The 23,979-nt window shown below is 34.0% G+C and carries 27 protein-coding genes and 3 pseudogenes; 2 read left to right on the top strand and 28 right to left on the bottom strand.

What is annotated here, in order from left to right; all coding sequences use genetic code 11:
• Positions 1 to 222 precede the first annotated feature (222 nt).
• On the top strand, positions 223 to 1,404 hold the full coding sequence (locus EDD66_RS18735; RefSeq protein ID WP_243115369.1) for a restriction endonuclease subunit S: 1,182 nt from the start codon (positions 223 to 225) through the stop codon (positions 1,402 to 1,404).
• Positions 1,405 to 1,443: 39 nt separating this feature from the next.
• Here EDD66_RS18735 and EDD66_RS14070 read toward each other — a convergent pair whose 3' ends face one another.
• The 14 genes and pseudogenes from EDD66_RS14070 to EDD66_RS14130 form a co-directional block, all read right to left on the bottom strand.
• A complete protein-coding gene (locus EDD66_RS14070) occupies positions 1,444 to 2,376 on the bottom strand; it encodes a site-specific integrase (protein ID WP_123610233.1) in 933 nt (310 codons plus the stop codon).
• 80 nt (positions 2,377 to 2,456) lie between these two features.
• Positions 2,457 to 3,608: a restriction endonuclease subunit S gene (locus EDD66_RS14075; protein ID WP_123610234.1), complete on the bottom strand. Its 1,152-nt coding sequence runs from the start codon at positions 3,606 to 3,608 to the stop codon at positions 2,457 to 2,459.
• Positions 3,598 to 4,191: an N-6 DNA methylase gene (locus EDD66_RS14080; RefSeq protein WP_207667798.1), complete on the bottom strand. Its 594-nt coding sequence runs from the start codon at positions 4,189 to 4,191 to the stop codon at positions 3,598 to 3,600. The genes EDD66_RS14075 and EDD66_RS14080 overlap by 11 nt, the downstream gene beginning before the upstream one ends.
• Positions 4,191 to 4,637, bottom strand: coding sequence for an acyl-CoA synthetase family protein (locus tag EDD66_RS14085; RefSeq protein ID WP_123610235.1), 447 nt, complete (start codon positions 4,635 to 4,637; stop codon positions 4,191 to 4,193). The genes EDD66_RS14080 and EDD66_RS14085 overlap by 1 nt, the downstream gene beginning before the upstream one ends.
• Positions 4,630 to 5,307 carry an ABC transporter ATP-binding protein gene (locus EDD66_RS14090; RefSeq protein WP_243115370.1) on the bottom strand — a complete coding sequence of 226 codons (678 nt, stop codon included), beginning with the start codon at positions 5,305 to 5,307 and terminating at the stop codon, positions 4,630 to 4,632. Before EDD66_RS14090 ends, EDD66_RS14085 begins: the two co-directional genes overlap by 8 nt.
• Positions 5,308 to 5,324: 17 nt before the next feature.
• Positions 5,325 to 7,628 carry an ABC transporter permease gene (locus tag EDD66_RS14095; RefSeq protein WP_170164367.1) on the bottom strand — a complete coding sequence of 768 codons (2,304 nt, stop codon included), beginning with the start codon at positions 7,626 to 7,628 and terminating at the stop codon, positions 5,325 to 5,327.
• A gap of 448 nt (positions 7,629 to 8,076) precedes the next feature.
• Positions 8,077 to 8,271, bottom strand: a complete 195-nt coding sequence (locus EDD66_RS14100; protein WP_123610237.1) for a hypothetical protein — start codon at positions 8,269 to 8,271, stop codon at positions 8,077 to 8,079.
• Positions 8,264 to 8,494, bottom strand: a complete 231-nt coding sequence (locus EDD66_RS14105; protein WP_123610238.1) for a hypothetical protein — start codon at positions 8,492 to 8,494, stop codon at positions 8,264 to 8,266. Before EDD66_RS14105 ends, EDD66_RS14100 begins: the two co-directional genes overlap by 8 nt.
• A gap of 367 nt (positions 8,495 to 8,861) precedes the next feature.
• Positions 8,862 to 9,038, bottom strand: coding sequence for a hypothetical protein (locus tag EDD66_RS18500; protein WP_170164368.1), 177 nt, complete (start codon positions 9,036 to 9,038; stop codon positions 8,862 to 8,864).
• 348 nt (positions 9,039 to 9,386) lie between these two features.
• Positions 9,387 to 9,977: an acyltransferase family protein gene (locus EDD66_RS14110; RefSeq protein WP_123610239.1), complete on the bottom strand. Its 591-nt coding sequence runs from the start codon at positions 9,975 to 9,977 to the stop codon at positions 9,387 to 9,389.
• A gap of 10 nt (positions 9,978 to 9,987) precedes the next feature.
• Positions 9,988 to 10,599 (bottom strand): hypothetical protein, encoded by a 612-nt coding sequence (locus EDD66_RS14115; protein WP_123610240.1) that lies wholly within the window; start codon positions 10,597 to 10,599, stop codon positions 9,988 to 9,990.
• Between the two features lie 41 nt (positions 10,600 to 10,640).
• Positions 10,641 to 11,516: an AraC family transcriptional regulator gene (locus EDD66_RS14120; RefSeq protein ID WP_123610241.1), complete on the bottom strand. Its 876-nt coding sequence runs from the start codon at positions 11,514 to 11,516 to the stop codon at positions 10,641 to 10,643.
• A 117-nt stretch (positions 11,517 to 11,633) separates the two neighbouring features.
• Positions 11,634 to 11,873 carry a hypothetical protein gene (locus tag EDD66_RS14125; protein ID WP_123610242.1) on the bottom strand — a complete coding sequence of 80 codons (240 nt, stop codon included), beginning with the start codon at positions 11,871 to 11,873 and terminating at the stop codon, positions 11,634 to 11,636.
• Between the two features lie 17 nt (positions 11,874 to 11,890).
• A pseudogene (locus tag EDD66_RS14130) lies at positions 11,891 to 12,211 on the bottom strand (23S rRNA (uracil-5-)-methyltransferase RumA); the annotation flags it as partial.
• Between the two features lie 520 nt (positions 12,212 to 12,731).
• On the opposite strand from EDD66_RS14130, the pseudogene EDD66_RS19030 reads away from it, so the two are divergent.
• Positions 12,732 to 12,938 (top strand): annotated as a pseudogene (locus tag EDD66_RS19030) (transposase); the annotation flags it as partial.
• A gap of 42 nt (positions 12,939 to 12,980) precedes the next feature.
• On the opposite strand, the gene EDD66_RS14145 reads toward EDD66_RS19030, so the two are convergent.
• The 14 genes and pseudogenes from EDD66_RS14145 to EDD66_RS14210 all read right to left on the bottom strand — a co-directional run bounded on the left by EDD66_RS14145 (position 12,981) and on the right by EDD66_RS14210 (position 23,979).
• Positions 12,981 to 13,475, bottom strand: a complete 495-nt coding sequence (locus EDD66_RS14145; RefSeq protein ID WP_123610245.1) for an HD domain-containing protein — start codon at positions 13,473 to 13,475, stop codon at positions 12,981 to 12,983.
• A gap of 59 nt (positions 13,476 to 13,534) precedes the next feature.
• Positions 13,535 to 13,885, bottom strand: a pseudogene (locus EDD66_RS19035) (DapH/DapD/GlmU-related protein); the annotation flags it as partial.
• A gap of 329 nt (positions 13,886 to 14,214) precedes the next feature.
• On the bottom strand, positions 14,215 to 14,946 hold the full coding sequence (locus EDD66_RS14155) for a DNA alkylation repair protein (protein ID WP_123610247.1): 732 nt from the start codon (positions 14,944 to 14,946) through the stop codon (positions 14,215 to 14,217).
• Between the two features lie 331 nt (positions 14,947 to 15,277).
• On the bottom strand, positions 15,278 to 15,763 hold the full coding sequence (locus tag EDD66_RS14160) for a hypothetical protein (RefSeq protein ID WP_123610248.1): 486 nt from the start codon (positions 15,761 to 15,763) through the stop codon (positions 15,278 to 15,280).
• Between the two features lie 70 nt (positions 15,764 to 15,833).
• Positions 15,834 to 16,871 (bottom strand): sensor histidine kinase, encoded by a 1,038-nt coding sequence (locus EDD66_RS14165; RefSeq protein ID WP_123610249.1) that lies wholly within the window; start codon positions 16,869 to 16,871, stop codon positions 15,834 to 15,836.
• Positions 16,868 to 17,305 (bottom strand): winged helix-turn-helix domain-containing protein, encoded by a 438-nt coding sequence (locus EDD66_RS14170; RefSeq protein WP_123610250.1) that lies wholly within the window; start codon positions 17,303 to 17,305, stop codon positions 16,868 to 16,870. Before EDD66_RS14170 ends, EDD66_RS14165 begins: the two co-directional genes overlap by 4 nt.
• 42 nt (positions 17,306 to 17,347) lie before the next feature.
• A complete protein-coding gene (locus tag EDD66_RS14175; protein WP_074441034.1) occupies positions 17,348 to 17,842 on the bottom strand; it encodes an AAA family ATPase in 495 nt (164 codons plus the stop codon).
• A gap of 44 nt (positions 17,843 to 17,886) precedes the next feature.
• Entirely contained in the window at positions 17,887 to 18,471 is a 585-nt protein-coding gene (locus tag EDD66_RS14180) for a GrpB family protein (protein WP_123610251.1), read from the bottom strand.
• A gap of 94 nt (positions 18,472 to 18,565) precedes the next feature.
• Positions 18,566 to 19,060 carry an HD domain-containing protein gene (locus EDD66_RS14185; RefSeq protein ID WP_032541186.1) on the bottom strand — a complete coding sequence of 165 codons (495 nt, stop codon included), beginning with the start codon at positions 19,058 to 19,060 and terminating at the stop codon, positions 18,566 to 18,568.
• 37 nt (positions 19,061 to 19,097) lie between these two features.
• Complete coding sequence (locus tag EDD66_RS14190; RefSeq protein ID WP_032541185.1) at positions 19,098 to 19,838, bottom strand: class I SAM-dependent methyltransferase; 741 nt, start codon at positions 19,836 to 19,838, stop codon at positions 19,098 to 19,100.
• Complete coding sequence (locus tag EDD66_RS14195; protein WP_007897428.1) at positions 19,819 to 20,688, bottom strand: nucleotidyltransferase domain-containing protein; 870 nt, start codon at positions 20,686 to 20,688, stop codon at positions 19,819 to 19,821. Before EDD66_RS14195 ends, EDD66_RS14190 begins: the two co-directional genes overlap by 20 nt.
• 15 nt (positions 20,689 to 20,703) lie before the next feature.
• Entirely contained in the window at positions 20,704 to 21,702 is a 999-nt protein-coding gene (locus EDD66_RS14200; protein WP_079764933.1) for a PD-(D/E)XK nuclease family protein, read from the bottom strand.
• Between the two features lie 34 nt (positions 21,703 to 21,736).
• The gene (locus tag EDD66_RS14205; RefSeq protein ID WP_015926178.1) at positions 21,737 to 22,249 is read right to left on the bottom strand and encodes a hypothetical protein; all 513 of its coding nucleotides are present in this window, start codon (positions 22,247 to 22,249) and stop codon (positions 21,737 to 21,739) included.
• A gap of 158 nt (positions 22,250 to 22,407) precedes the next feature.
• Entirely contained in the window at positions 22,408 to 23,979 is a 1,572-nt protein-coding gene (locus EDD66_RS14210; RefSeq protein WP_123610252.1) for a recombinase family protein, read from the bottom strand.

Genomic DNA, 23,979 nt, shown 5'->3' on the forward strand with positions numbered 1-23,979 from the left:
GATTTACTCGCAGTAAAACTATTTTTGATGGCAAAATAGCTTTTGGACTATCAATAACTTCTATCTGCATTTTATCATAGTCATGCCTTTTCCTCAATCAGAATATATGGCTATATCACTTAGGAAGTGTCTTAAGTTTGCTTCAATGATATGGAAATAACCGTAAAATAAGCATCATAGAAATTTATTATCGCTTGGGAACAGCGTAAGTTATCTGATACCGTGGAAGGAATAACTCGTAAGAATCAAGATCTTGAGTCTACACTGCCGCTTACAATTTCAGCTCAATATGGACTAATAGATCAAAATGAATTTTTTGATAAGCGAATAGCGAGTAAGGATGTAAGCGGATATTTTCTCGTTAGAAAGGGAGAATTTGCGTATAACAAGAGTACTTCAAGTGATACTCCTTGGGGTGCGATAAAAAGATTGGATCGATACAAAAATGGCGTATTATCAACGCTTTATATTGTTTTCAAAATAATGAATGAAGAAAGCACAAACTCAGATTTTCTGGTGACATATTATGATACTGACAGATGGCATAAAGGGATTCAGGCAATTGCCGCAGAAGGTGCCAGAAATCATGGGTTGCTTAATATTGCTCCTGTAGATTTCTTTGAAACTACATTATCATTGCCACAAGATATAGATGAACAAAGAAAAATAGGTGAGTATTTTAAGCAGCTAAATGATCTTATCACCCTTCATCAGCGAAAATTAGATAGGCTAAAGCAGATGAAGCAAGGATATTTGCAGCTAATGTTTCCGAGAAATGGGGAAAGTGTACCGAGATTGCGTTTTGCTAACTTTGAGGGGGGATGGAAACAGCGTAAGTTGGGGGAATTGGTTGATACCGTGAAATCATATTCACTGTCCCGTGAGGTAGAAACAGATGAACCGACTGGATATCGATATATTCATTATGGAGATATTCATAAGAAAATTGCAGATTTGATAGAGTCTGACAAACAACTTCCAATTATTCAAGGTGGCTCTTATGAATTACTTCAACAAGGTGATATAGTTGTAGCAGATGCTTCAGAAGATTATGTTGGGATTGCAGAACCAAGTATTCTACTAGAGCGACCAACAGATAGAGTTGTAGCTGGTCTCCATACAATAGCAATGCGTCCTCAAGAAATTTGTCCTTTATTTTTGTATTATTTACTTCATACAGAAGAATTTAAACGATTCGGAAGCAGAGTGGGAACAGGTATGAAAGTTTTTGGGATTACAATTAAAAATCTATATAGATTTGCAACTCTTTTTCCAGAAAAAGAAGAACAAATTAAAATTGGTAATTTTTTTAAACAGTTCGATAATACTATTATTCTTTATCAAGCAAAGTTAGATAAACTGAAATCACTCAAAAAGGCCTATTTACAGAAAATGTTCATATAATACGAAAAAGGCACAAAATAAGTGCCTTTTTCGTACTAACTAATACATCAGCGCCGATAGGTGTCGCATAATCTTATCATTATCTTGATTTTCAAGTTCACGAATAATATGTAAATAAGTCTCCTGTGTTGTGGACATACTTGAATGCCCTAATCTTCTAGCAACGCTTGCGATGGAAACACCTGCAAAAAGGAGTAAAGAAGCGTGGGTATGACGTAAACCATGAATTGTAATATTTGAAATATCTGCCTTACTACAAAGGGTTTGCAACCGATTGTTTACTGTAGAATTAAAAACCCGTCCTTTTACAAAAATTGGATTTTTGTTTGACATGTGCTTAATAAGGGCAGAGAAATGCATCGCTGTTTGCCAATCTAGCTGGATTTTCCTTTTTGAAGATTTATTTTTAGTTGGTTGAAATCCTCCTTCAGGAGATTTGTAATTCCATGTTTTTTCAATTGTTATCTTTTGAGTTGAAAAATCGAAATCATCAGGTGTAAGAGCCAAAGCCTCAGAAAAGCGCATACCTGTTTTTACTATTAAAAAAATGAACCAATCCCAATTAATCTCATCAGTTAAATTTAATTGCTTGAGCAAAGCCTGCACTTCGAATTGATTTAAAAATTTTGGTTTCTTTTCTTTAGGTATTTTACCTTTAATAATCACTTTTCGAGTTGGATCTTGTTCAATCATTCCTTCCTCAATTGCATCAAGAATTGCTCCTTTTAACTGATGATGAAAATCCATCGTTGTCTGCTTTTCATGGGTGAGTGCATAGTCGTTCAGTAACTTTTGATAAGTTTTCCGAGTCAAATCATGGATTTTTAAGTCAGGCGCTATCTCCATGATTCGTTGCTTGCTCATATAATATTTTTTTAAGGTAACAGACCGGATTGCACCAACCTTATAAAGTTCAATCCACTCTCCAAAATATTCATGAAATAATTGTGATGTTTTTTTCTTTCTTGCCATGTAAAAAACCTCCTAATAATATTTAGCGAATAAATCACAATTATCTATTATTAAGAATTTTTTCTAAATTGAAAAGAGGTTTAGGTAAACATTTTTTGCAAATAAGCCTTTTTGAGTAATTTTAACTTATCCAACTGTACTTGTTGAAAGATTATAGTTTTATCTATTTGATCGAAGAAAGCTCCGATTTTTTGTTGTTCTTCCATAGATGGGCATGAGCAAGTAATTTTTTCAATGGAAGTTTTAGATAAACTTGGAACACCAGTTGATTCGTCCATCTTTTTCCATTTAATATTTTGAGATAATGAAAATAAAAACTTTAAGTCGTTATTAGGCATAGATGTCATATAAAATAAAGTATCGACAGTCCAAAATGGAGCTTTCAAATATTGGGGTTTATCTATTGTTCCTTTTCGACCAATTCCAATACCATCAACATCTGATAATTTATCATCTACAGATAGCATGTAGCCACCTGTTCCATAAACAGGAATATTCCCTTCATTTAGATGTTTATAATCTCTTCCTGAGTTTACTTTACAAATTTCTCCCAACTTCCGCTGTTCCCATTCACCTTCAAAGTTAGCAAAACGCAATCTCGGTACACTTTCCCCATTTCTCGGAAACATTAGCTGCAAATATCCTTGCTTCATCTGCTTTAGCCTATCTAATTTTCGCTGATGAAGGGTGATAAGGTTGTCGAGTTGTTCAAAGCATGCCGCAATTTTTTCTTGTTCTGCTAAAGATGGGAATAATACATTTATATTTTTTAGTTTCTCATAATATAAATTTGTAACACTTCCACCTTCGACTCTAATAGCAAATTCCTTTTGTAAAGTTGCATTAAACATCGTAGCAGTGAACAATGGACTCTGTTCTGTGTTATAAACAGAGATCATTTCACCAATAGCTACACCCGGCACGGATAGCCATGTACAATGATTATAATCCATAGGATCTTCCCCAACTCGAGGTATTAAGACTTCTGTACCTTTGCTAAATCTCAACTTATCTGTTGGCATATTTGTATAAGAATATACCTTATCGATTTTTGTTCCAAACTTAGTATATAACTCCCCGTATCTGATGCATGGTATTGTTGCTTCTTCTGTTACAGACCATTTAGGACAGCTATGTCCATAATAAAACAATCCCCACTCTCCAAGCTTCCGCTGTTCCCAAGCGTCAGTAAACTCCTTAAATCTTATCTTTGGTATCCTATCATTTTTCACTTTTCACACCATCCTCTGCTATCTTTTCCATGCCTTCTTCCATTAAATTACTAATAGCACTTTGCAACTCTACTTTTGATTCCTCATCATTTCCAACTAAATTTTGAAGCATTTCTAATAATAATTCTTGCGAATTCTTTATTTCTTTTGTTATTTGGGCAATCTCTGCCGTAACTTCACCTAAATCTATTGGTTCTTCTTCCTCAAAAGTATCCACATAGCGAGGAATATTAAGATTAAAGTCATTTTCCTTTATTTCATCAAAAGCAGCCAAATGGGCAAATTTATCAATAGTTTCTCTTTTCATATACGCCTCAAGAATCTTGTCTAAATGCTCGTCATTCATTGTATTTTGTGCTTTGCCCTTGGTAAATTCTTTTGAAGCATCAATAAATAACACATCACGTTTTTCACGATCTTTCTTTTTAAGAATGATTACAGTGGTAGGAATACTTGTATTGTAAAAGATTCCTGCTGGCATTCCAATTACGGTATTGATTGCACCATCTTCTAAAAGTTTTTGGCGAATCTTTCCTTCTGCATTTCCTCTAAATAATACTCCGTGGGGCAAAACAATAGCCATTACACCGGTATTTTTAAGGTGGTAGAACCCATGTAGCCATATTTCAGCTCCACATCAAACTCTTTTAATCTCTGAATTTTATCTGGATCATCCGTTGCAAGAAAGGGATGTTCTAAATACTTACATATATTTAGCATCTTAAACTTATGTTCATTATTATTCTCCACAGTGATTGGGACTGCAATAATCCTTCCTATAATGCACGCCCAAAAAGTGTAAACGAATACTTCAGCATCCTCTATCTGAAAAATAAGTTCATTACCTTCTTCCAATCCTCTCATTCGTAGGGCAGACAATAATTTCCTCGCACTCTTCCATATTTCTTTATATGTTACGAACTTTTCTACTTGATCAGACTTTATAAATGTAACCCCTTTGTTCTCTTGATTGCTTGCTCTAAGCAAAGCATTATCTAACGTACTTATTTCATTCAAAGAATTAATCATACAATTCGCCATCCTTCATATTAACTACTCTATCTCCAAATTTTGATGATTCAATGGAATGTGTAACTTGAATAATTGTTTTTTTATTTTCGATATTAATCTTTTTGAGTAATTCCATAATCTCATTTCCCATTTTTGAATCAAGATTTCCAATGGGCTCATCCGCCAAAATAATCTCAGGATCATTGATTAAGGCTCTTGCAATTGCTACTCTTTGCTGTTGTCCACCTGATAACTCACTCGGTCTATAAAGCCTTCGTTCTATGAGCCCTGTACTTTCAAGAATTGCATCCAAATTGTCGCGATAATTTTTAGTCTTTTTTCCGTCCAATACAAGTGGTAACATAATATTTTCTTCGACGTTCAAATTAGGAATCAAATTATAAAATTGAAAAATAAAACCCATATCCCTCCTTCGCATAATACTTTCTTCTTTATCCTTCATACTGGAGATTTCTTTCCCATTTATTTTTATTTTCCCACTAGTTGTTTTGTCCAACCCTCCTAGTAAATATAGAAGCGTACTTTTTCCAGAACCTGATGGTCCCATTATAGAAACAAATTCACCGTTCGAAACACTAAAATCAATTCCTTTTAACACTTGGACTTTATTATTTCTTCCCATGTCAAACGTTTTGCATAAGTTAATTGTCTCAACAACTGTTCTCACTATGTTATCCCCCTAATTTATTCACATTTTATCGTCTCAATAATATTTAAATTAAATGCTTTTCGAGATGGACTAATGGTTGCAATCAAAGTAATCACCATTCCAGATAAGCCAGCAATTGCAACTATTTCTATCGAATTGTGAATGACAATCGGATTACCGATTGCTTTCATAATCGTTGGTACTATGGAAATCAGTATCATTCCACCAATGGACCCCAACGTTCCTCCAATTAATCCGCCCGTAAAAGCTTCAATGAATAACATTTTAATAATTTGTCTCTTTTCCATTCCTACTGAACGAAGTACTGCAAATGATTTTTTTCTTTCCATAAAGCCAATAATTAAATTATTCATTATTCCTAGGATACCAATAACTAATGTAATTCCAGTAAACGCTTTTAACATCGAATACATTTGCTGATTAGAAGCCAATATCTCTTTTTCATAATCTTCCATTATAACAACTTCACTTTTTCTATCAGAAAATTTTCTTTTAATCGTCTGTGCAATATCTTTTGGCTTTTTCTTAGTTTTTATATCCAATTCTGAATAGAATTTATTCCCCGTATCACGAACTAAATTGTTATCAGATATAAGTGCAAAACTACCAGCATAATTTTGTGTATAGAGGAAATCAATAACTTTATATTTTCTTATTCCCTCTGACATACTCAATTCGATTATATCGCCCTTTTCTACATTAAGCTTATCCTTTAAATATATAGAAATAATAATGTTCCTCTCATCATCTAACTTCTTTATAGAACCATTTTTATCTTCTAATATATCAACATTCCAGAAATCTCTAAATTTATCTTTATCCACCCCTTGGATTGCTTTAATCTTCACATCAGAATCATGAATCCCTATATTTTTTGCATAGTACACTCCGTACACATCTTCAACGCCATCTAGATCTTTTAATTGCTTCTCATATGCTGCATCAGCTGCTGCATCTCGAACTAAAACTTCAAACAAAGTACTATTTGCGAAAAAATTGGTTAACTCTTCTACTACGCTATAACTTACAATATTGACTGTAACGATTCCAGCAATTCCAATTGCTAATAAGGAAATACTATTTAAAATACTTCGATTTTCCCTTACATTCTTTATTGCCATATTCGAAACATTACCAAATATAAACCCATACAATTTTCCAAATACTTTTGTAAATAAAAACACAATACTTGGTACCAACAATATAATTGAAATCATAATAAATACCATGCTAATCGTTCCTAAATATAACAACATATCTTGCTTTTGAATAAGTAAACATAACGCTGCCGAGATTGCTAGAAGCAGCCCAAGTATTAATTTCCATTTTCCATTGTCTTTTTCATTTGTAACTATACCAAATACAATATTTTTGATTGGAATTCTATAGATTTTGATTGCCGCTGCTAAAGAACTAACAATAGAAAGCAACACGCCCATGGCAAATGACAAAATCATATATACGATATTTATTGAAATCTTTACTTCCATTCCAGTGGCCCATGCAGGCATCGTCATAGCAGTGATAAAATAGAGAATCACAACACCACTAAAGCACCCTAGGATGCCTCCAATAAATCCATAAAAGACACTTTCAAAAATAAGCATTCCACAAGTTTGTTTTCTGGTAGCACCTACGCTTCGAAAAGTTCCTAACGTTGGAAGTCGATCAATTGTAATAATTTTAAAAGAACTATGTATGATAAATATACTAATGAATGATAGCATAACTACAATTAACATGAATGGTGTCGTCATACCGCTGGTCTGTTTTTCTAATTCTTCTTGTGTAAAAATCTCTTGTAACACAATATCATCAGACTCATCATTCACTTTTTCTATTATAGATGCTTTCTTTTCTTGATCTTTCATTTTGATATATGTAACATTAATCTTTCCATCTACTCCAAATAGTTTGGATAAGCTATCTTTTGGTGTAAGGATATAGTTCATTGAACCCACATCTTGAAAAGGCCCCGTTGGATACGCTACTCCCGCCACTTTGAATTCTCTTTCTTTTCCATTTAATTCAAGATTAATATTATCTCCAACTTTAATATTATGTTTCTCTGAGAATCGGTTACTAACAATAATCTTGTTATCCTCAAATGGGGATAAGTTCTTTTCTGACTCTAATTCAAGTTTATATATGGATTTGAACTCATCTAAATCCATCCCAGATATTAGTGTACTTTCATATCCATCTTTACTATTATAAAAGCTATTACATTGTATAGCACCTATACTATATTCAAATTCATCAGAATACTTATCCAATTTATCATTGGAATAGAATGGATTCTGTGATGTTTCATTCATCTGGGCAATTAACTCTGAACTCCCATAATTTTGTTTGATTTTTTCGAGATACATAGTTTCAAAAGTATCTGATATGGAATTGGCAACAAAAAAAGTGCGGATGAAATCATAATTGAGAAAATAATTAGAAATGTTCGAAACTTTTTCTCCACCATATTTCTAGCTATGTTTTTCATAATAATATGTTTTTTCATTTCATTTCCTTTCATACTTATAAATTACAACTTTTATAAGTAATTTCCAGTTTTTACTATATTTATATCCATTATCTGTATATTTTTACTTTTTGTCAATAATTTTTCCACATAATCTTTCATATTTAAAAAATATTACAACTAGAATACTTCACAACTATCCCATATATCTACAAAATATGCTTTTTTATAAAGTTTGAATTTCTTCTACAATTTTTCTATTCGTTTATTTGATGTGTCAATTTTTATTGTCTTTAACTTCCCCTCTGATAGAGACCAATTCTTGCAATGCTTCTTTCAATTACATCAATTGTACAAATGCCATTGGATACATCGTTGGTAAGTCGACTTAGATTTGCCTCATCAACAATAGGTGAAATTGCCTTTACGTTACTATCAGTAATATCTAACCGATTTAGAATACTATCAATAATGCTTTGCTCATGCATTACCCAGCAGAATAATAATCAATAATTTTTTCATTTGATCAAACCCCTTTAAAAATTCACTTTTTGTAATAGATTCAATAATAATATAGTCTTGAGTTATTTTTAATGAAGTATTATCATCTAAATCAATATCTACGTCGAAATGTTTAATCGAAGATGCTTTAAAATCCACGATTATATTGTTTTTGATTTGACTTAATCCCAAATCTATTTTAATTTTCAATCTTTTAACTCTACCACTATTAGGAAAATATTCATCTATAAATAAATCTTTTATCTTACTAACAATTTTTTATAATTCCTTATATTTAACATTTCCAAATTCCACCATAATTTCTGTTAGTTCCGTAGACTTGGAAATAGCTATATTTGATCTAATAATTTTAAAGAATTTTTTTATCTCAATATTTAATTATAAAACTTACTTCCTTTAGGTTATAGATATTTAGTTCACTAAATATCTTATTAATATCTTGTAATAATTCAATATGACTTCTCTTTTCCTCCACATCAACCGAGAAATAATTATTAATATCTTTCGCATCGCATTTACAGTCATAATTACCACATCCTGAATACCTAAATAAAAATCATATAAATACTGTAAAAACTTTACTTATTTTATCATCTATAATATTAAATAATTTCTCTCTTAAATCAGGAGATAAGTTAATTTCTAAATAATCTACTGTTTTATTAGTATTTACATTATCATATGGTAAATAGAATATATCATTATTAATCAATTCTTCATTTATCTTCCTCATTATTTTTACCATTCCTTTCGTTTCGCACAAGGCACAAACAAGTTATGAAACTGCTGCACTCTCTTCCCTTTGTAAATAGTAAAGTTTTTAAAGCAAAATGTCCTTCTCTGGCTGTACAAATTAAAGCCAGTGGCTGTAAAAAGTACAGCCACATTTTAAAAAAATAGTAATTTCAATTGACATAACATTTCACCTTAAACTTCTTCAAACAAATAAAAAATTCAAAAAAATCACCCAATCTACATTGAATGCAAATTGAGTGAAAGTGAATATACCTTTACTTCGAGGTAATTAATAATATCATTGTTAATTAAATTGTTTTAAGTTACAGAGAGTTTGCTCATATAATTACTTGATTCCTATTAAAGCTCTAGCACAAGGAATTCTTTTTATTATCTCATAAAGACATAAAGTCATTATAAAACTTGCTACCATTATGATAACCACCTGTAAAAATAAACCATCAACATATAATAGAACATAATATCCTACTGTTACCAGAATTGATTGATGCAAAATATATATAGAGAAAGATGCCTTATTGAAATAATCTAACATTTTTGAACTCTTATTTAAATACTTCATAGCAATTGCAATTAATGCACAACTACCTATCCATGCCACAAAATTAACTAGACAGTCTTCATAATAAGAGTAATTATAATATAAAATAACGAGTGTAAATAAACTAGCTAAAAATAGACTCATTAAAAGAATCCAATACTTCTCTAATTTATTTAAAACTTCTCTGTTACTTAAAACATAATAGCCCAATAAATACAACACAAGATTTTTTTCAAGGCTAAATCCTCCGAAATTTCCTACATAGTATCCTCCCCATACAAGTATAAACATTGCAATGATTATGTATATATCTTTTATACAATCCCAGCCTTTTATTTTACTATAAATACTTTTACTACATAGAGCAATATTCATACTCTTTAAATCAAAGTTGTTGCTCTATTGCTTTTTTAGATTTTATATCTAATATTTCGCCAGATAATGCTTCAAATATAAAATTATTAATTAAGCTTGTGTTGTCACTTTTTTTAATTTCAAGTAATACATAAATAATATCAAGCAAAATTAGCTTTCGCATAGATTCACGAATTTCCATTATTTCAAATCCGCATATAGCATCTGTAATTTTCCCATTGTAAATCTTTTCTTTCTGAACAATTACATTGAGTGATTGAATACATTGGCGAATTGTAACTGGTTTGGGGTCAAATAAAAGTTCTAAGTATTCTGAAATGGTATCTCTCATTTTTAGTTCAACATCCCATTGAACATTTTCTGCAAGCATCATTGCACCAAGACTTCTCTGATAAGAATTTTCATTTTTAAGCATCTTTCTAAACACATCCCAAAATGGATATACACTATTATCTATCTTTGATTGTTCTTGCAGAAGGAGAAATGCCTTATATCTGATATCATTTTCCTTCAGCGATAACCATGCGACAAACTTCTCAATCTCTTCCGGTTGTAAGAAAATATTCCCGTTTGCTATATCACATGGTTCAATCCTCATCATATCTTCTACCGTTACTATCACAACAGCATCCACTCCTTTTTATAGTTCATCAGTTAAATAATTTAAGCAATGACAGGAACCCAGACCTCAATGCGACTTTCACCTTTTTCATCTGTTTTTTCACCATACCGGATAAAATCAGCCTTAGCTTGCTCATTCAGCTGACTATTGGACTTTGGAAACCATTCTTTATAAATATAGTCCATTACTGGTTCCATTGAATCCTTTGCCTTTCCTTTATAAATAAACACAACATACTTACTAGGAGGTAAAGTAAATATGCTCATTTCTCTATCTATATTTTCTGCTTTGCTTACTTCTACTGCTGCATAATAATCAAATGCAGGATGAGCTTCTTCAAAATTGGTTTCTCCTGAATAGTCATTAATTCCAACAATAAAATCCTCGTCCGTCCTATTATTTATTTTGTACTTTTCCTTGTTCAGCCTGTGCCATAATCTAGGAATCGCTAAAAATCCTTTTTTTGTACTTACTTTATACCCTACAAAACAAAGTTCCTCTCTTTCAACTATTTCAATATCCATAATCCTGTCTCCTTTTAAATTAGTAAGGTTTCCACTCATTTCAAATTTCAGTTGAAGTGGGCGATACTGATGCACCCTTCTAAATTTTTGCGGAGTAAGCTTATACATTTCTTTAAAAGCAAGCAAAAATGCCTGTTGCGAATCATATCCAGCATCTAAAGCAATCTGAATGATTGGCTCATCTGAAAAAATTATCCTTTTTGCTGCTTCCGTGAGTTGCCTTCGTTTTATATACTGATGCATTGTTATCCCTATTACAACTGAAAACATACGATGTAAATGATATTTTGAATAGCCAGCCGCATTAGCCACCTCTTCTAGGCTAATACGCTCTGAAATATGCTCTTCAATATATTCAATTACAAATCGAAGAATCTGTGTATTATTATCCATGTGTCTCACCTCCTAAAAACATGGTAACACAATCAGATTTTTTCTTTTTCATATTTCTTGCTCTTATGCTTTTTATACAACTGTATAACCAAATTTCTATTCACCAATACCATTACTTTAATTAAACACATTCAGCGCATCCACATATCCCTGTAACCCATTAGGCTTCAAGGCATATGACACATAATTTGCCGGCTCTTCCCTTGCCAATCTCACAAGATAGCCTTCATCTTCTGGTTCATCAAATACAACTTGTGCATTTGCCTTGGCACATTCTATTACCAGTTCATTATCATCTTTATCTTTCATAACTACCGCATCAAGAATCGGATCATAATAATACAAATTATAATTCATCCATTCCACCTCCAGCCTTAGCTAACCATCCCAAAGTGTTCCAATGCTTCCAGAATCGCCTTTTCCTTTTCTTCTGGACAATTCGGTTGCTTAGCATCTTCAGACTTAGCCAAATTGAAATTCTCTCCAACCTCAAGTCCACATTTCCTTTTTACCTGTGAAATATACAGATTAGAAACTTTCAATCCATGCTCCTTTAGCACATAATCCTTAATCTCAGCATAAGTCGCTTTCGTCTCAGCAGACGTCACATCCAACTCATCCAAGTCCAAATCGACCTCAATTTTATCACTCGGTTTTTGTTGGGACAAAAGAACTACCGTCTCCACGTGGGCCGAGTTGATAGCATTGATGTTAGAAGTTGATTTTTGACCCCGACGTATGGGGAAACAAATCAACCGGATTTTTGCTGATTTTGGAGAAATGGTCGTATGGGGGAGCAAGTCTATAGTTAACAAGATTAAATAAATATATTTTACTTCGCTTGCTATAATTATAACTAGGTTTTATTTTAGCAGCGTTTCGCAGTAGCATCCCTATACCTTTACTTTGGATTGCTGCCTCTGGCCCATTTAGATTTGCAAAAAAAGTGTAAAGCATTTTTGTTCCGTCATCCCAAGAATCCCACAAGACTGGACTCAACACCATATTCTCTGAGTACAATGTCAATCCCATTGATATATAAAACTTAACTTTCTCAATAGAAGAATCCTTAGACTGCTTGAAAAGTTTTCCATAAATCAATTTTTCACTTTCTAAACAGCTTAACAGAATATATGATTAATTTTCTTCTGGAAAAATAGTTATTACAAGCCGATGCATAACTCCCTTAACAGTATGTAGACAAAAAAGTATGATCCCCAACTAAAAGAAAAAATCATTTGTCTACATCTTGAGGAAGGTAGAAGGATTAAAAGTCTTACGAGAGAATACAACCTGGGCAATGGAACCTTAAGGTTTTGGTTGAAGAAACACCTTGAAGAATGCAAATGCAATGATGAACTTAAACAAAACGATGAAGCCTATAATGAGGTAAAAACCCTCCGTTCAAATTCCAATCTATAAGGAGTTTTACTACATATAATAATACTAATATATAGCAAAAATTTAACCTAAAATAAACCGTTCGTAAGCTAACTTTTTTCCTGTAACTGTTCTAAAATTATCATCTATGCATTTTTTTATCTTTGCCTGCTCTTTTTCTATATCCATAATTGTCAAATTTTCAAGCAAATCTGCTTCCCATTGTATTTGGAAATCAAGACCATCAATTTTTGATGGAGTATGATGATTACCTATTATAAAGCATATTCTATCTATATTTTTGTCATAGCCTACCTTTTGTAGTATCCCTCGTGCTACTGCTGGTCCTTCTTTTTCTTGATAAGATCCATCTATTGAAGCATATTTTTTTTGTGCTTCAACGGCACCAATATCATGTAGTATAGCAACAATACTAATAAATTCTTTTTCTTCTGCTCCAATATTTTCACCTTTCATTATCTCATCTGCATTTTGTAAAACCTTGAAAGTATGGTCAATTCCAATGGGAATTTCTTTGAAGATTTCTTTCATCTCTTTAATAACCTTTTCTATATACATAAATTTCCCCTCCTATTTTTTCATAAATTCCTCTAACCCTGCTTCGGATGGTTCAACACTTTTACTACCGTTGAGTTAGCGGAAATAATGGCACCATCACCAATTTTGATTCCTGGTATAATGGTTTCATTTTGACCTATCCATACATTACTACCAATTACAGTATCCCCCTTAAATAAAAACTCTTCAACTATTGGTGTGACTTTTTCCCAACCACCTACAAATATATTAAACGGATATGTTGTAATACCGTCCTTTCTGTTATTTGCTCCATTCATGATAAATTTAACACCCTCTGCAATTGCACAGAAATTGCCTATACTGAGTTTATCTCCCAAGAATTCATAGTGGTAATCTATATTATTATAAAATTCCCATGGTGACTTTTTATTATCACTATAGTAGGTGTAACAAAATTTAGAATTGGATAAAAATATAGGAAGGGGCAAATTTTATTACTGGACCAGATAAGAAAAAGTTATATCCGAATTTATTTCCTATAATCTCTGTAAACAAACTGCCCCATCAGTACCTAAATCAATCCCAAAGGGACCGAATTTGAAATTGGAAGATTATATTCAGTAATTTTGCCTTCCAAAATCCTCAAGTACATGCGATTTTTAGAAAAACTCCAACCTTTTAACCAGACTAGTCAGACTATTATATGCTATTTACCAATACAAAAGGACCCCTCCAGGATCACAAGGGGACGGTTTGAAGTGACCCCCTTGTGTTGTAACTATGGTTTTAGCTTCATATAATAATCCCTTTGCTCTGGATCTAGTTTTTCTATTGCCATCCGGAGGGTCACCCGGGGCATGGACTTCCCGTGTTGATCTAGAAATGCCAACAATTTCTCCCTGTCCTTCTTGCCTGCTTCTCTAATCCAGCTACCTACAGCCTTGTTGATGAGTTCATGTTCATCGTATAAGAGAATTTCAGCAATCTTAAAGGTATCCTCCACCTGTCCTTTCTTAATGAAGGCGTAGGTGCTGACAATTGCCGTTCTTCTCTCCCAGGGGTCATCAGATTCGGCAAGCTGATATAGGATTTTTCTATCCTTATCAATCAGATACTCTCCAATTATGTTATAGGCTCCCCGATCTACAAAATCCCAATTGTTAAGTCGATCATGTCTTCTTAAATAGAGATCAAAGAGTTCTTTTTTCTTCTCGGGTGTAGTCTTCTTGTCCTTGGCTTGATAATCCATAATGCTTACTGCACCCATTCGGATTTCGTAGTATTTGCTTTCGAGAAGCTTTTCAATTTCTTCAATAGACATAGACTTATACTTTTTAGCGATTTTAAATACATCCCCAAATTTCACCCCTAAGGCTTGAGTCTCCTTGTCTTCTCCTTTGAAATACTTCTCGAGCTTCTTGAGCTCTTTTTCCGTCTTAAGCTCCTTTAGGGTATCGATAAAAGCCTCGGCTGTAAGCACTATATCTTGATTTTCTTGCTTCTTAACCATATCCTTTCTCTCCTTTTTTCATTTTTATTTTTATTTTTATTTTTTACCCTCAGTTATAAGCTTTATTCAACTGTTCAATCTCAAGCTTCTTCATCTTTAAATCAATATCAATGACCCTTTTCACACGATCTTTGTCTTGGTCCTGAAGATATTCAAATAATACCTAAAGAAAAATTTTCCAACAGCACTTGTCTATCTGAAATAGTATGTTCTCTTTTATTTGCTGGTTTCCCATTGATTGTAACACTTCTTAGCCCAAAATAGTACAGATTCCCCTCTAAAAAAATATCATAAGCTTTCATATACCGAAAAAGATTTGTATCACTTCTGGTTAACTCTTAGATACTACTCCCTTTTGAAATCTACCTAGTAATATCGTCATAACTAAAGATAACAGTAACCCTCCAAATACATAACCCCAACTAAAGAATGAGGAAAGATAATTATAATAGGTTTCAACACTCTCAAGTCCTCGCCTTATTTGTTCTCTCCCATCAGCAATCCCATTCATAACACTTGCTACATCTAGAATATTAAAATTATAAATATATGCACCTAGCAAATATATTATAATTTTCTCTGCAATGGTAGGGATAAATAAGCCTAATGCATAAAAAGTTTTACTTTTTCCTTTACAAAATAGTAAGTAATACAATGTTCCAACTGTATAAGGCAAAACAAGTAGCAAAATCCCTAAAATATTATTCAATCTCCAAAATCCACCTATTATAACTATAAAATCTATCAGCAAGTAAGTAGATAGTATAATAAACCAACCTAGACATAACTTATAATAATCCTCATATCGGTTATTCACTTTTACCCCCCCCTTTTTTCTACCTTATTTCAATATCTAAGCCTTGGCATAGTAAGGCATGGTTAATGTCTTATTCTTTAACATTTGGAAATATTAAAGATATAGTCAGGCCTGAACCAAGCTCTGATTTTACATCCAAATGAATCGCTAAATCATAAGCCATCTTCTTTACTAAAAAGAGTCCCATACCTGTTGCTTCTCTTGTATAAGCGCCTCTTCTCCCAGTAAATCCTTTATCAAAAATAAATGGCAAATCTTCTTCAGCTATACCAGGCCCATTATCACTAATATTTAGAATAATTTCATCAGCCGCGTTATCATAATTCGTTTCAAATTTCAGCATAGGGCTACCATTGTTCTGTGTAATGTATTTCGTACTATTAGCGACTATTTGTTCTAACATAAAGGTTAGACCTTTGCGATCCGATAAAACTTCCATTTCTTCACCTGTAAAGTGTATATAAAACCCAGATTCATCTAATAGCGTTTGATTATTCTTAATAGTCTCTTTGCAAAATGCTAATAAGCTTATGGATTCAAAGTTATAGTCTTTATGTGCAGCACCAAGCCTAGCAAAATACAAAATTTTCTCTACGTCTCCAAGCATTTGATCTCTAACATGAAGCATTCGGCGTCTAACAAGAGGTGACATTTCATCAATACGGTTATCTAATATCAACGTCATTAGTGACAGTGGTTTTTTAACTTCATGAACCCAGCCTTCTATATAGCTTTCATAGTCCGTTAGCTCAATGACTTGATCATTTAGTTTAGACTGATAGGACCTTATAACATTTCCTAATCTACGGATATACGTCAAATGTGTCTCAGGGGATACTTGGCATAATCTTTCTTCGTTCGTATCATTTGGCTCTAACAAAAAGTCTTCAAAAGCTTCGTCTATTTTTACTTGCTTTCTAATGATAATGAAAATCGACAAAGATATCATTGTTAACATAAAAACAATCATTAATCCTACTAAAATCACAAATGTCTCTGGATAAGCTAACCAAGCTAAAAAGATAAACAGAAAATTCGTAGCAATTAAAATTAGAAACCATAATTTATAATCATTAAAACATGCATAAATTTGCTTTATCCATTTCATTGATTCTCCTGCCTCCTGAGTCGATAACCATGACCCCTAATTGTTTCAATTTGATGATCCAGGTTTAATTGCCGCAGTGTTTTTCGTAATCGAGTGAGATTTACTTGAAGTGCATTTTCATCAATATATTGGTTTGTTCCCCATAAAAGTTCACCCAGCCTAGACTTAGAAACAATTTCAGGTCTATTTTCCACTAAAGCTAATAAAATTTTCCCTTCATTAGATGACAGCAATAATGATTGGGAGTCCTTATACAAAGTATAGGTGTTTGGATCTAGTAGAAAACTGCCTCCATCTACTAGTTCTGGTTGTCCTTCAAATCTTCTTAACAGGTTCTGAATACGCGCTAACAATCTGCTCTGAGATGACAATAATGATATCACCTGAAGCTGGTATCCCCTTGTTGGAAGTATATCTTTCAAAAAATTTGACAAAACTTATCATCTAGTACAATTTCCATGCCTAAAACCACAATATTAATATCCCTCGACTACTATAACTTCACCTTCTTCAGCAGTTGGGGGTTGAAAATGATCATAATAAGTGGAAGCTGTTTGCTCCGTCAATATGATATCATTTTGATGATTTCCGTTTCTTTTTCGAATACGTTCCATAACAACTTCCTTAGGTGTCTTTATATAATAGATTTTGGGTTCTATGTCGTATTTCTTTAATAATGAAATATATTCATTTCTCATTTCTCTAGACCAAAATGAATAATCGAGAACAATATCAATGTTTTGCATGATAAGTGAAATTAGTTTTTCATCAAGATAGGTTTTAATATCTTCTAAAACCTCCTGAGGTAAAGGATGTTCTTTCAAACCTCGTTTGAATGATTCTTCATCATAAGATAGTATTGTCATCCCGGTACTTTCAAATTTTTTTGCTAGTGTTGATTTACCTGCTCCCGCAGGGCCGCACATTAAAATAACTTTACTTTTCGACAAATTATCTACTGTATTTTTCATTGATATAACCTCCTATAACAAACCAAGAAAACATGACACTCTCCTTAAGCATTATTACTATTCGCTCTTTTCATGATTTCCTGTACTATTGATGTTTTAGCATTCGCATAGTGCTGGACATGCCTCCATTTATTCTTTGCCAAGCTTCGTTTGACTTGTGCATATTTGTCCCGATCAGTATCATTAGTCCGCAACCAATCACGGAAGCGTAACATTCTATCAATCTCTGATGTGCCCAAACTGAACACATGCAGATTAATATCGGTATCCGGTCCTTTAAACAAACGATGCTCAAACCAGTCAGGTTCTCGAATCTGTAGCACATATCCGGCCGCTTCCAACACTGGAACGTAGGATGACTCATCAGCAGAATCCTTAACAACCAACAGTATATCGATGATTGGCTTTGCACAAAGCCCAGGAACCGAGGTTGAGCCCACATGTTCTATTTGCAACGCTTTGCTGCCGAGTACTGAATGAATCCGGTTCGATTCCTGCTCAAACAATTCAGGCCAACTTGAATCGTATTCAACAAGAGTGATCGGTGCATTGTGCGGCTTAAGCTCACCAACCGTATTCTTTTGCAACTCATCATCCGTTGTAGGCATGGAGGTATTATTAGATATCATCTTATCGCACTCCTTTGCTGCTTATTATCTAGGGTTAAACTTAACTACTATTTTTTCTTTGCGATATAAAATATATAACTGTAATAATCTACTACTAATCTAAAATAAAGCGATTATAAGCTATCCTTTTTCCTGTGTTTGTTTTAAAGTTTTCATCTATACACTTTTTTATCTTTTCCTGTTCTTTTTCTTTATCCATAACCGTTAAATTTTCAAGCAAATCAGCTTCCCATTGTATTTGAAAATCAAGTCCATCAATTTTAGATGGAGTATGATGGTTGCCTATTATAAAGCATATTCTATCAATATTTTTGTTATAGCCTACCTTTTTTAATATTTCTTTCGCTACTGCTGGTCCTTCCTTTTCTTGATAGACACCATCAATAGAACCGTATTTTTTTTGTGCTTCAACCGCACCAATATCATGTAGTATAGCAATAATACTAATGAATTCTTTTTCTTCCTCTCCGATATTTTCTCCTTTCATTATATCTTCTGCATTTTTCAAAACTTTGAGAGTATGCTCTATGCCAAAAGGAATTTCTTTGAATACTTCTTTCATCTCTATAATAATTTTTTCTTTAAACATAAATTACCTCCATTTATACCTTATAGGTGTTTTAGTTCTATCTATCCACTTTTTTGTTCGCCGATACAATCAGCATCATGGGACGGCGCATTTCATCCTGCATCCCCGGAATATCCATCATGTTTTCCGGCGGCTGCGGCTCCACAATCTGATTTATTATAAAACCATTTGAAAGCAGTGTATTTAGATATGTGGTCAGTGTTCTATGATATTTTGTAACCTTTTCTCCCAAAAACACAGCTGTCCGTTTGCCCTCATAATAATAATTATCCACCGGAAAATGCAGTATTTCTCCTTTTTCGTTATAATGCCAGTCTTGTGTTCCATAGGCAGTAAAAACAGGATGTTCAACCGTAAAAACTAGCTTACCACCAGACTTCAGTATTCTATATATCTTTTTTACTAAAATCTCATAATCTGCTACATAGTGAAACGCAAGTGAACTTAATATTACATCAAAACTCTCCTCTGGGAATTCCACATCTTCTATAGCACAGCATTTATATTCAACCTGTGGAAAATGTGTTTTTTCTTTGGCTACCTCGAGCATTTTATGAGAAATATCAACACCTACAACAGAAGAAGCACCGTGTTCCATCGCATAAATACAGTGCCATCCATAGCCGCATCCTAAATCAAGCACACGCTTATCTTTAAAATCCGGCAGCAGCTTTCTCAATGTTTCCCATTCTCCTGCACCGGCTAGTCCCTGCTGTGAGCGACTCATTTGACTGTATTTTTGAAAAAATATATTATCATCATATTTGTTTTCTTTCATCTGAATTCCCCTCGTTTAAAAAGTTATTTATCTCCGTTGCAATTTTTTTCACTTCTTTATAAAGCTTCTCGGTCATATCGTAGCATTCAAAAAGTGAAAGACCGAGTACTTCAAAAATATGATTAACCCTTTCGGCATATTTTTCAGGTTTATATTCAAAAGTTTCAAGCAGTTTTATAGCTTTCTTTTCGTTAATGCAATAAGCATTATTGCATGCAAATAGTACTTGATTTAAGCATGAAATAATACGAAAAACATGGCCTGCAATATAATATTTATCCTCTGCTCCCGCATTTGCTTTTACAAACATTAAAGAGAACTCTGCTTCAAATATAAAAAAGTTTATCAAGCTCTTCTTTAGAGCACCAGGGTAAATTTCTGCCTGATTTTTTAATTCGCATAAGCTTTCATTCTTAGCATATTGTATCTTGCTGATCGCCAATTCTCCACGATACATAGCACTTATATAACCATGGGGATGCCCAGTCTGATAATTGGCAGTAACAATTCCTTGCTCCGTATCTTTGATTATTTGTTCCACCCGTTTTATATCACGTAAAATCAAGTCAACATGATACCCGTTTATAACTAACCATCCGCCGCCATTAACCCAATCACCCCACGCTCCGGGAGGTACAACAAGGTCGTTTCTATTCTCATCATCCAATTCTGTAGCAATTTGATTAATCGCTGTCAGGTCAAATGATTCTGAATTGTAATAGATTCCGATATCTATATCAGAATCCTCTGTATGGGTGCCTCTTGCACGTGAGCCCCCTAATACAATGCCTTCTATGCAAGGCAAAGAAGATAATTTCTCTGTTACTATTTGAATTACATTATCTACCATACGAACACACTCCTTTTATCGATTAAAGACAAAATACTTGTCTCCTCTCTTTTTCTTTCCGTAGTTCTTCGGGAAGTAATCCTTCCCGAGCTGCCAAACATACTGGTCGATTTGCTTCAGGCTAAATTTATCCAAGCCATAGAAGGCACGGAAATCAATCAGTATACCTTTGAATTTAACATAGTCTTTCAAATCACCATCTTGGAAATCTGAGAAGCTATCACGATTTCTAAAATAGCGAAGTACCTCATCGACGTAGCTGTCATAAATCGGATAATCAAGTGGATTGTGATGGCTACAATACTTTGTGGCAAAGGAGTAAAAACTCTTCTCTGTATCACCGATAGGTACATACTGGATATCTCCAACAAGAGTAACATCACCAGCCTTAAGCCTCGCATCAATATCCAAAGCGCATATGTGCTTAGCTACTGGATAGATTGAGAAAATATTCGTACTATAAAAATCATTAAGCGTTGATGCCTTCAAAAGAACATCGATTATGTCTGTATTCTTCGGGCATAGCTCAAAGAACAGTTTATTAAGTGCATCCTCCTGCAGGTGGTAGTTCTCAAGGCCATCCCACTTAGCAAGATAAAACTCCACCTGCTCAATTGATGGATCAGGAACATCAACATCCATTTTCTTCTTACGAGTATATGTACGATTAGCAGTATTTTCATGCTTGGGCGTTGATCGCTCGGCAGCTCCATCAGAAGCTAAGAGTAAACGGAACCTTCTTAGATGAGACAAGTAACTATTAACAAGTGATTTAACATTGCCGGTCGAATTCTCAGAAAGAGCCTTTATTAAGGAATTCTTCGCCTCATTCTCGAAATCAGTAGCAGTCACTGTATTCCAGAACAGGTCTTTGCTCCCTTTCCTCCAAAGGTAGAAGGTGTCTGTGTAAGCAGTATTGATTGTTAACTTTGAAATGTTCTGGCTATATAAGAATTCTCTGTATAAAGAACGCAGTTCATCATATGATAAATCTTTCATTTTGTTTATATTCAAAGTCAAACCCCCTTTACTTTACTCTTTGCTCCTTTTAATTACAAAAACTCGATTTATATTTCATCAGTGTATCTTCTACCTCGTGCCAAATTGTTACCGTTTCACCGTCATCCTCAAATACTTTACCGTGACTTTTAGGTCCATCCAACTTCATCTGTGAGTAATTATTCTTAAAAGTGGGCACATACAGTTCTGGGTTGTTTTCGTCACTGCATAAACGCTCCATCAAATTTATGGTAGCACGACCTGTGGCAGCCACTGCCTTAAAATAAGCACGAATGATTTTGTGGTTATATTGATTCGGCTTTATAGCCCATACTGGGATTCGTTGATTTGCTTTTCCGTAAAAATCCTTGTTTGTATCTTCATTCTGTTTTGCTACAGTTTTTGGGTTATAGGCTTGTGATGCCTTTTCAAAAGTTTTTGCAATATACCAACGCATACAACTTTCCACTGCAGCATCTTTTGTTTCATTTGTTAAATTCAATGCGATGCAGAATTTTTCATACACATCTGCATCTACTGTAAAGGTCACGCTCTTACTCAAAGTTTACACCTCCGCTATTACTCTATAGAAAATTATACCACTAATTTATATTTTGTAAATACTAATATACTAATTTGTATTGACTCATAGAAGTAATATGAAAAACACCCTGCATTTCCGGCAAGGTGTTAGATTCAAATAACATTTTTCTTTTCATTTCAATTTTTAACGTCTATACTAATTCCAGACTTAAATTCCACCTCAACCCTGTTAGCGTGGATCGTTACCTTTTCAATAAGCCACCTTACTAACTGCTCATCATATTCCTCCAACTCGCAGGATTGTTCATTTAAGAAATCCGTCATCTCAGCGATGCGTTGCCTTTTCCCTTCTCGCTCTGCACTTTCAACCAGTGCATTTTGCTTTAACTCCCGAAGTCGATAAATTTTATCAGCTACATCTTCATAGTCGTTCTTGGATTTTGCTTGTATAAGAAGCTGCTGCTGTAATTCTTCCAATTTGCTATCGATGTCATCAGTGGCATTATCATTTCCTTCATTAAGTATGGCGGCTATGTTTTTTTGTAACGTTGAGAGGAAGGGTTCTTTGTTAGCCAAAAGTTCGTTAATAGCCTTGACCACTGCTGTCTGCAATATTTCCTCGTTTATGGTAGGGGCAGTACATTCAGATCCTTTTTCCTCCAAGCGGCTGACGCATCTCCAAACAATAGACTTGTAACCTCGGTTATTCCAATGTACCCGTCTGTAAATATCACCGCACTGTCCGCAGTAAACAATACTCGATAAAGCATACTTGCTGCTGTAAACTCTCTTTTTACCGCCTTTCCCGCCACGAAGGTTGGCTCTTCGAACCATCTCTTCTTGAACCTGCATAAAAAGGTCTCGTGGAATGATAGGCTCGTGGCTATTTTCTACATAATATTGGGGAACGATGCCGTTATTCTTGACTCGCTTTTTAGAAAGGAAATCAACCGTATATGTTTTTTGTAGAAGGGCATCACCGATGTACTTTTCATTCTGCAGTATCTTTTTCAGTGTTTCTGGCCTCCATTTGGCTTTTCCCGCCGCTGTAAGAATCCCGTCTGCTTCTAGTCCTCTTGCTATCTGTAAAAGGCTGGCTCCTTCTAGGTACTCCCTGTAAATCCGTTTAACAACCTCAGCACCCTCTGGGTCAATCACTAGTTGCTTGTTTTCATCCTTGGTGTATCCAAGGAAACGCTTGTGGTTGACCTGAACTTCACCTTGCTGATATCGATACTGAATACCCAGCTTAACGTTCTGGCTTAAGGATTGGCTTTCTTGTTGGGCAAGGGATGCCATGATAGTTAGCAATACTTCACCCTTGGAATCCATGGTGTTGATATTCTCTTTTTCAAAGAATACAGCGATGTTTTTATCCTTTAATTGACGAATGTATTTAAGGCAGTCCAACGTGTTTCTCGCAAATCGGCTGATGGATTTTGTAATGATCATGTCAATATTTCCTGCCATGCACTCTTCGATCATGCGGTTGAATTCATCACGCTTTTTGGTATTTGTACCTGTGATGCCGTCATCCGCAAAAATACCTGCCAATTCCCATTCCTTGTTCTTCTTAATATAGTTTGTATAATGCTCTATCTGAATTTCATAACTTGAAGCCTGCTCCTCACTATCCGTTGAAACACGGCAGTAAGCAGCCACTCGTATTTTGGGTTTGCTTTCACTATTTTTATTATTTCCGACTCGCTTAATTGCCGGAATGACTGTTACATTCCTACTCACTGCCAC

This window comes from Mobilisporobacter senegalensis (genome assembly GCF_003752155.1).
GTDB lineage: Bacteria > Bacillota > Clostridia > Lachnospirales > Lachnospiraceae > Mobilisporobacter > Mobilisporobacter senegalensis.

Bases quoted from the DNA above. Each gene is read 5' to 3' on its own strand.
- EDD66_RS14070 (WP_123610233.1), bottom strand. From the start codon at position 2,376: ATGGCAAGAAAGAAAAAAACATCACAATTATTTCATGAATATTTTGGA.
- EDD66_RS14080 (WP_207667798.1), bottom strand. From the start codon at position 4,191: ATGGCTATTGTTTTGCCCCACGGAGTATTATTTAGAGGAAATGCAGAA.
- EDD66_RS14085 (WP_123610235.1), bottom strand. From the start codon at position 4,637: ATGATTAATTCTTTGAATGAAATAAGTACGTTAGATAATGCTTTGCTT.
- EDD66_RS14095 (WP_170164367.1), bottom strand. From the start codon at position 7,628: ATGAATGAAACATCACAGAATCCATTCTATTCCAATGATAAATTGGAT.
- EDD66_RS14100 (WP_123610237.1), bottom strand. From the start codon at position 8,271: ATGCATGAGCAAAGCATTATTGATAGTATTCTAAATCGGTTAGATATT.
- EDD66_RS18500 (WP_170164368.1), bottom strand. From the start codon at position 9,038: ATGAGGAAGATAAATGAAGAATTGATTAATAATGATATATTCTATTTA.
- EDD66_RS14110 (WP_123610239.1), bottom strand. From the start codon at position 9,977: ATGAATATTGCTCTATGTAGTAAAAGTATTTATAGTAAAATAAAAGGC.
- EDD66_RS14120 (WP_123610241.1), bottom strand. From the start codon at position 11,516: ATGGATAATAATACACAGATTCTTCGATTTGTAATTGAATATATTGAA.
- EDD66_RS14125 (WP_123610242.1), bottom strand. From the start codon at position 11,873: ATGAATTATAATTTGTATTATTATGATCCGATTCTTGATGCGGTAGTT.
- EDD66_RS14145 (WP_123610245.1), bottom strand. From the start codon at position 13,475: ATGTATATAGAAAAGGTTATTAAAGAGATGAAAGAAATCTTCAAAGAA.
- EDD66_RS14155 (WP_123610247.1), bottom strand. From the start codon at position 14,946: ATGGTTAAGAAGCAAGAAAATCAAGATATAGTGCTTACAGCCGAGGCT.
- EDD66_RS14165 (WP_123610249.1), bottom strand. From the start codon at position 16,871: ATGAAATGGATAAAGCAAATTTATGCATGTTTTAATGATTATAAATTA.
- EDD66_RS14175 (WP_074441034.1), bottom strand. From the start codon at position 17,842: ATGAAAAATACAGTAGATAATTTGTCGAAAAGTAAAGTTATTTTAATG.
- EDD66_RS14180 (WP_123610251.1), bottom strand. From the start codon at position 18,471: ATGATATCTAATAATACCTCCATGCCTACAACGGATGATGAGTTGCAA.
- EDD66_RS14185 (WP_032541186.1), bottom strand. From the start codon at position 19,060: ATGTTTAAAGAAAAAATTATTATAGAGATGAAAGAAGTATTCAAAGAA.
- EDD66_RS14190 (WP_032541185.1), bottom strand. From the start codon at position 19,838: ATGAAAGAAAACAAATATGATGATAATATATTTTTTCAAAAATACAGT.
- EDD66_RS14195 (WP_007897428.1), bottom strand. From the start codon at position 20,688: ATGGTAGATAATGTAATTCAAATAGTAACAGAGAAATTATCTTCTTTG.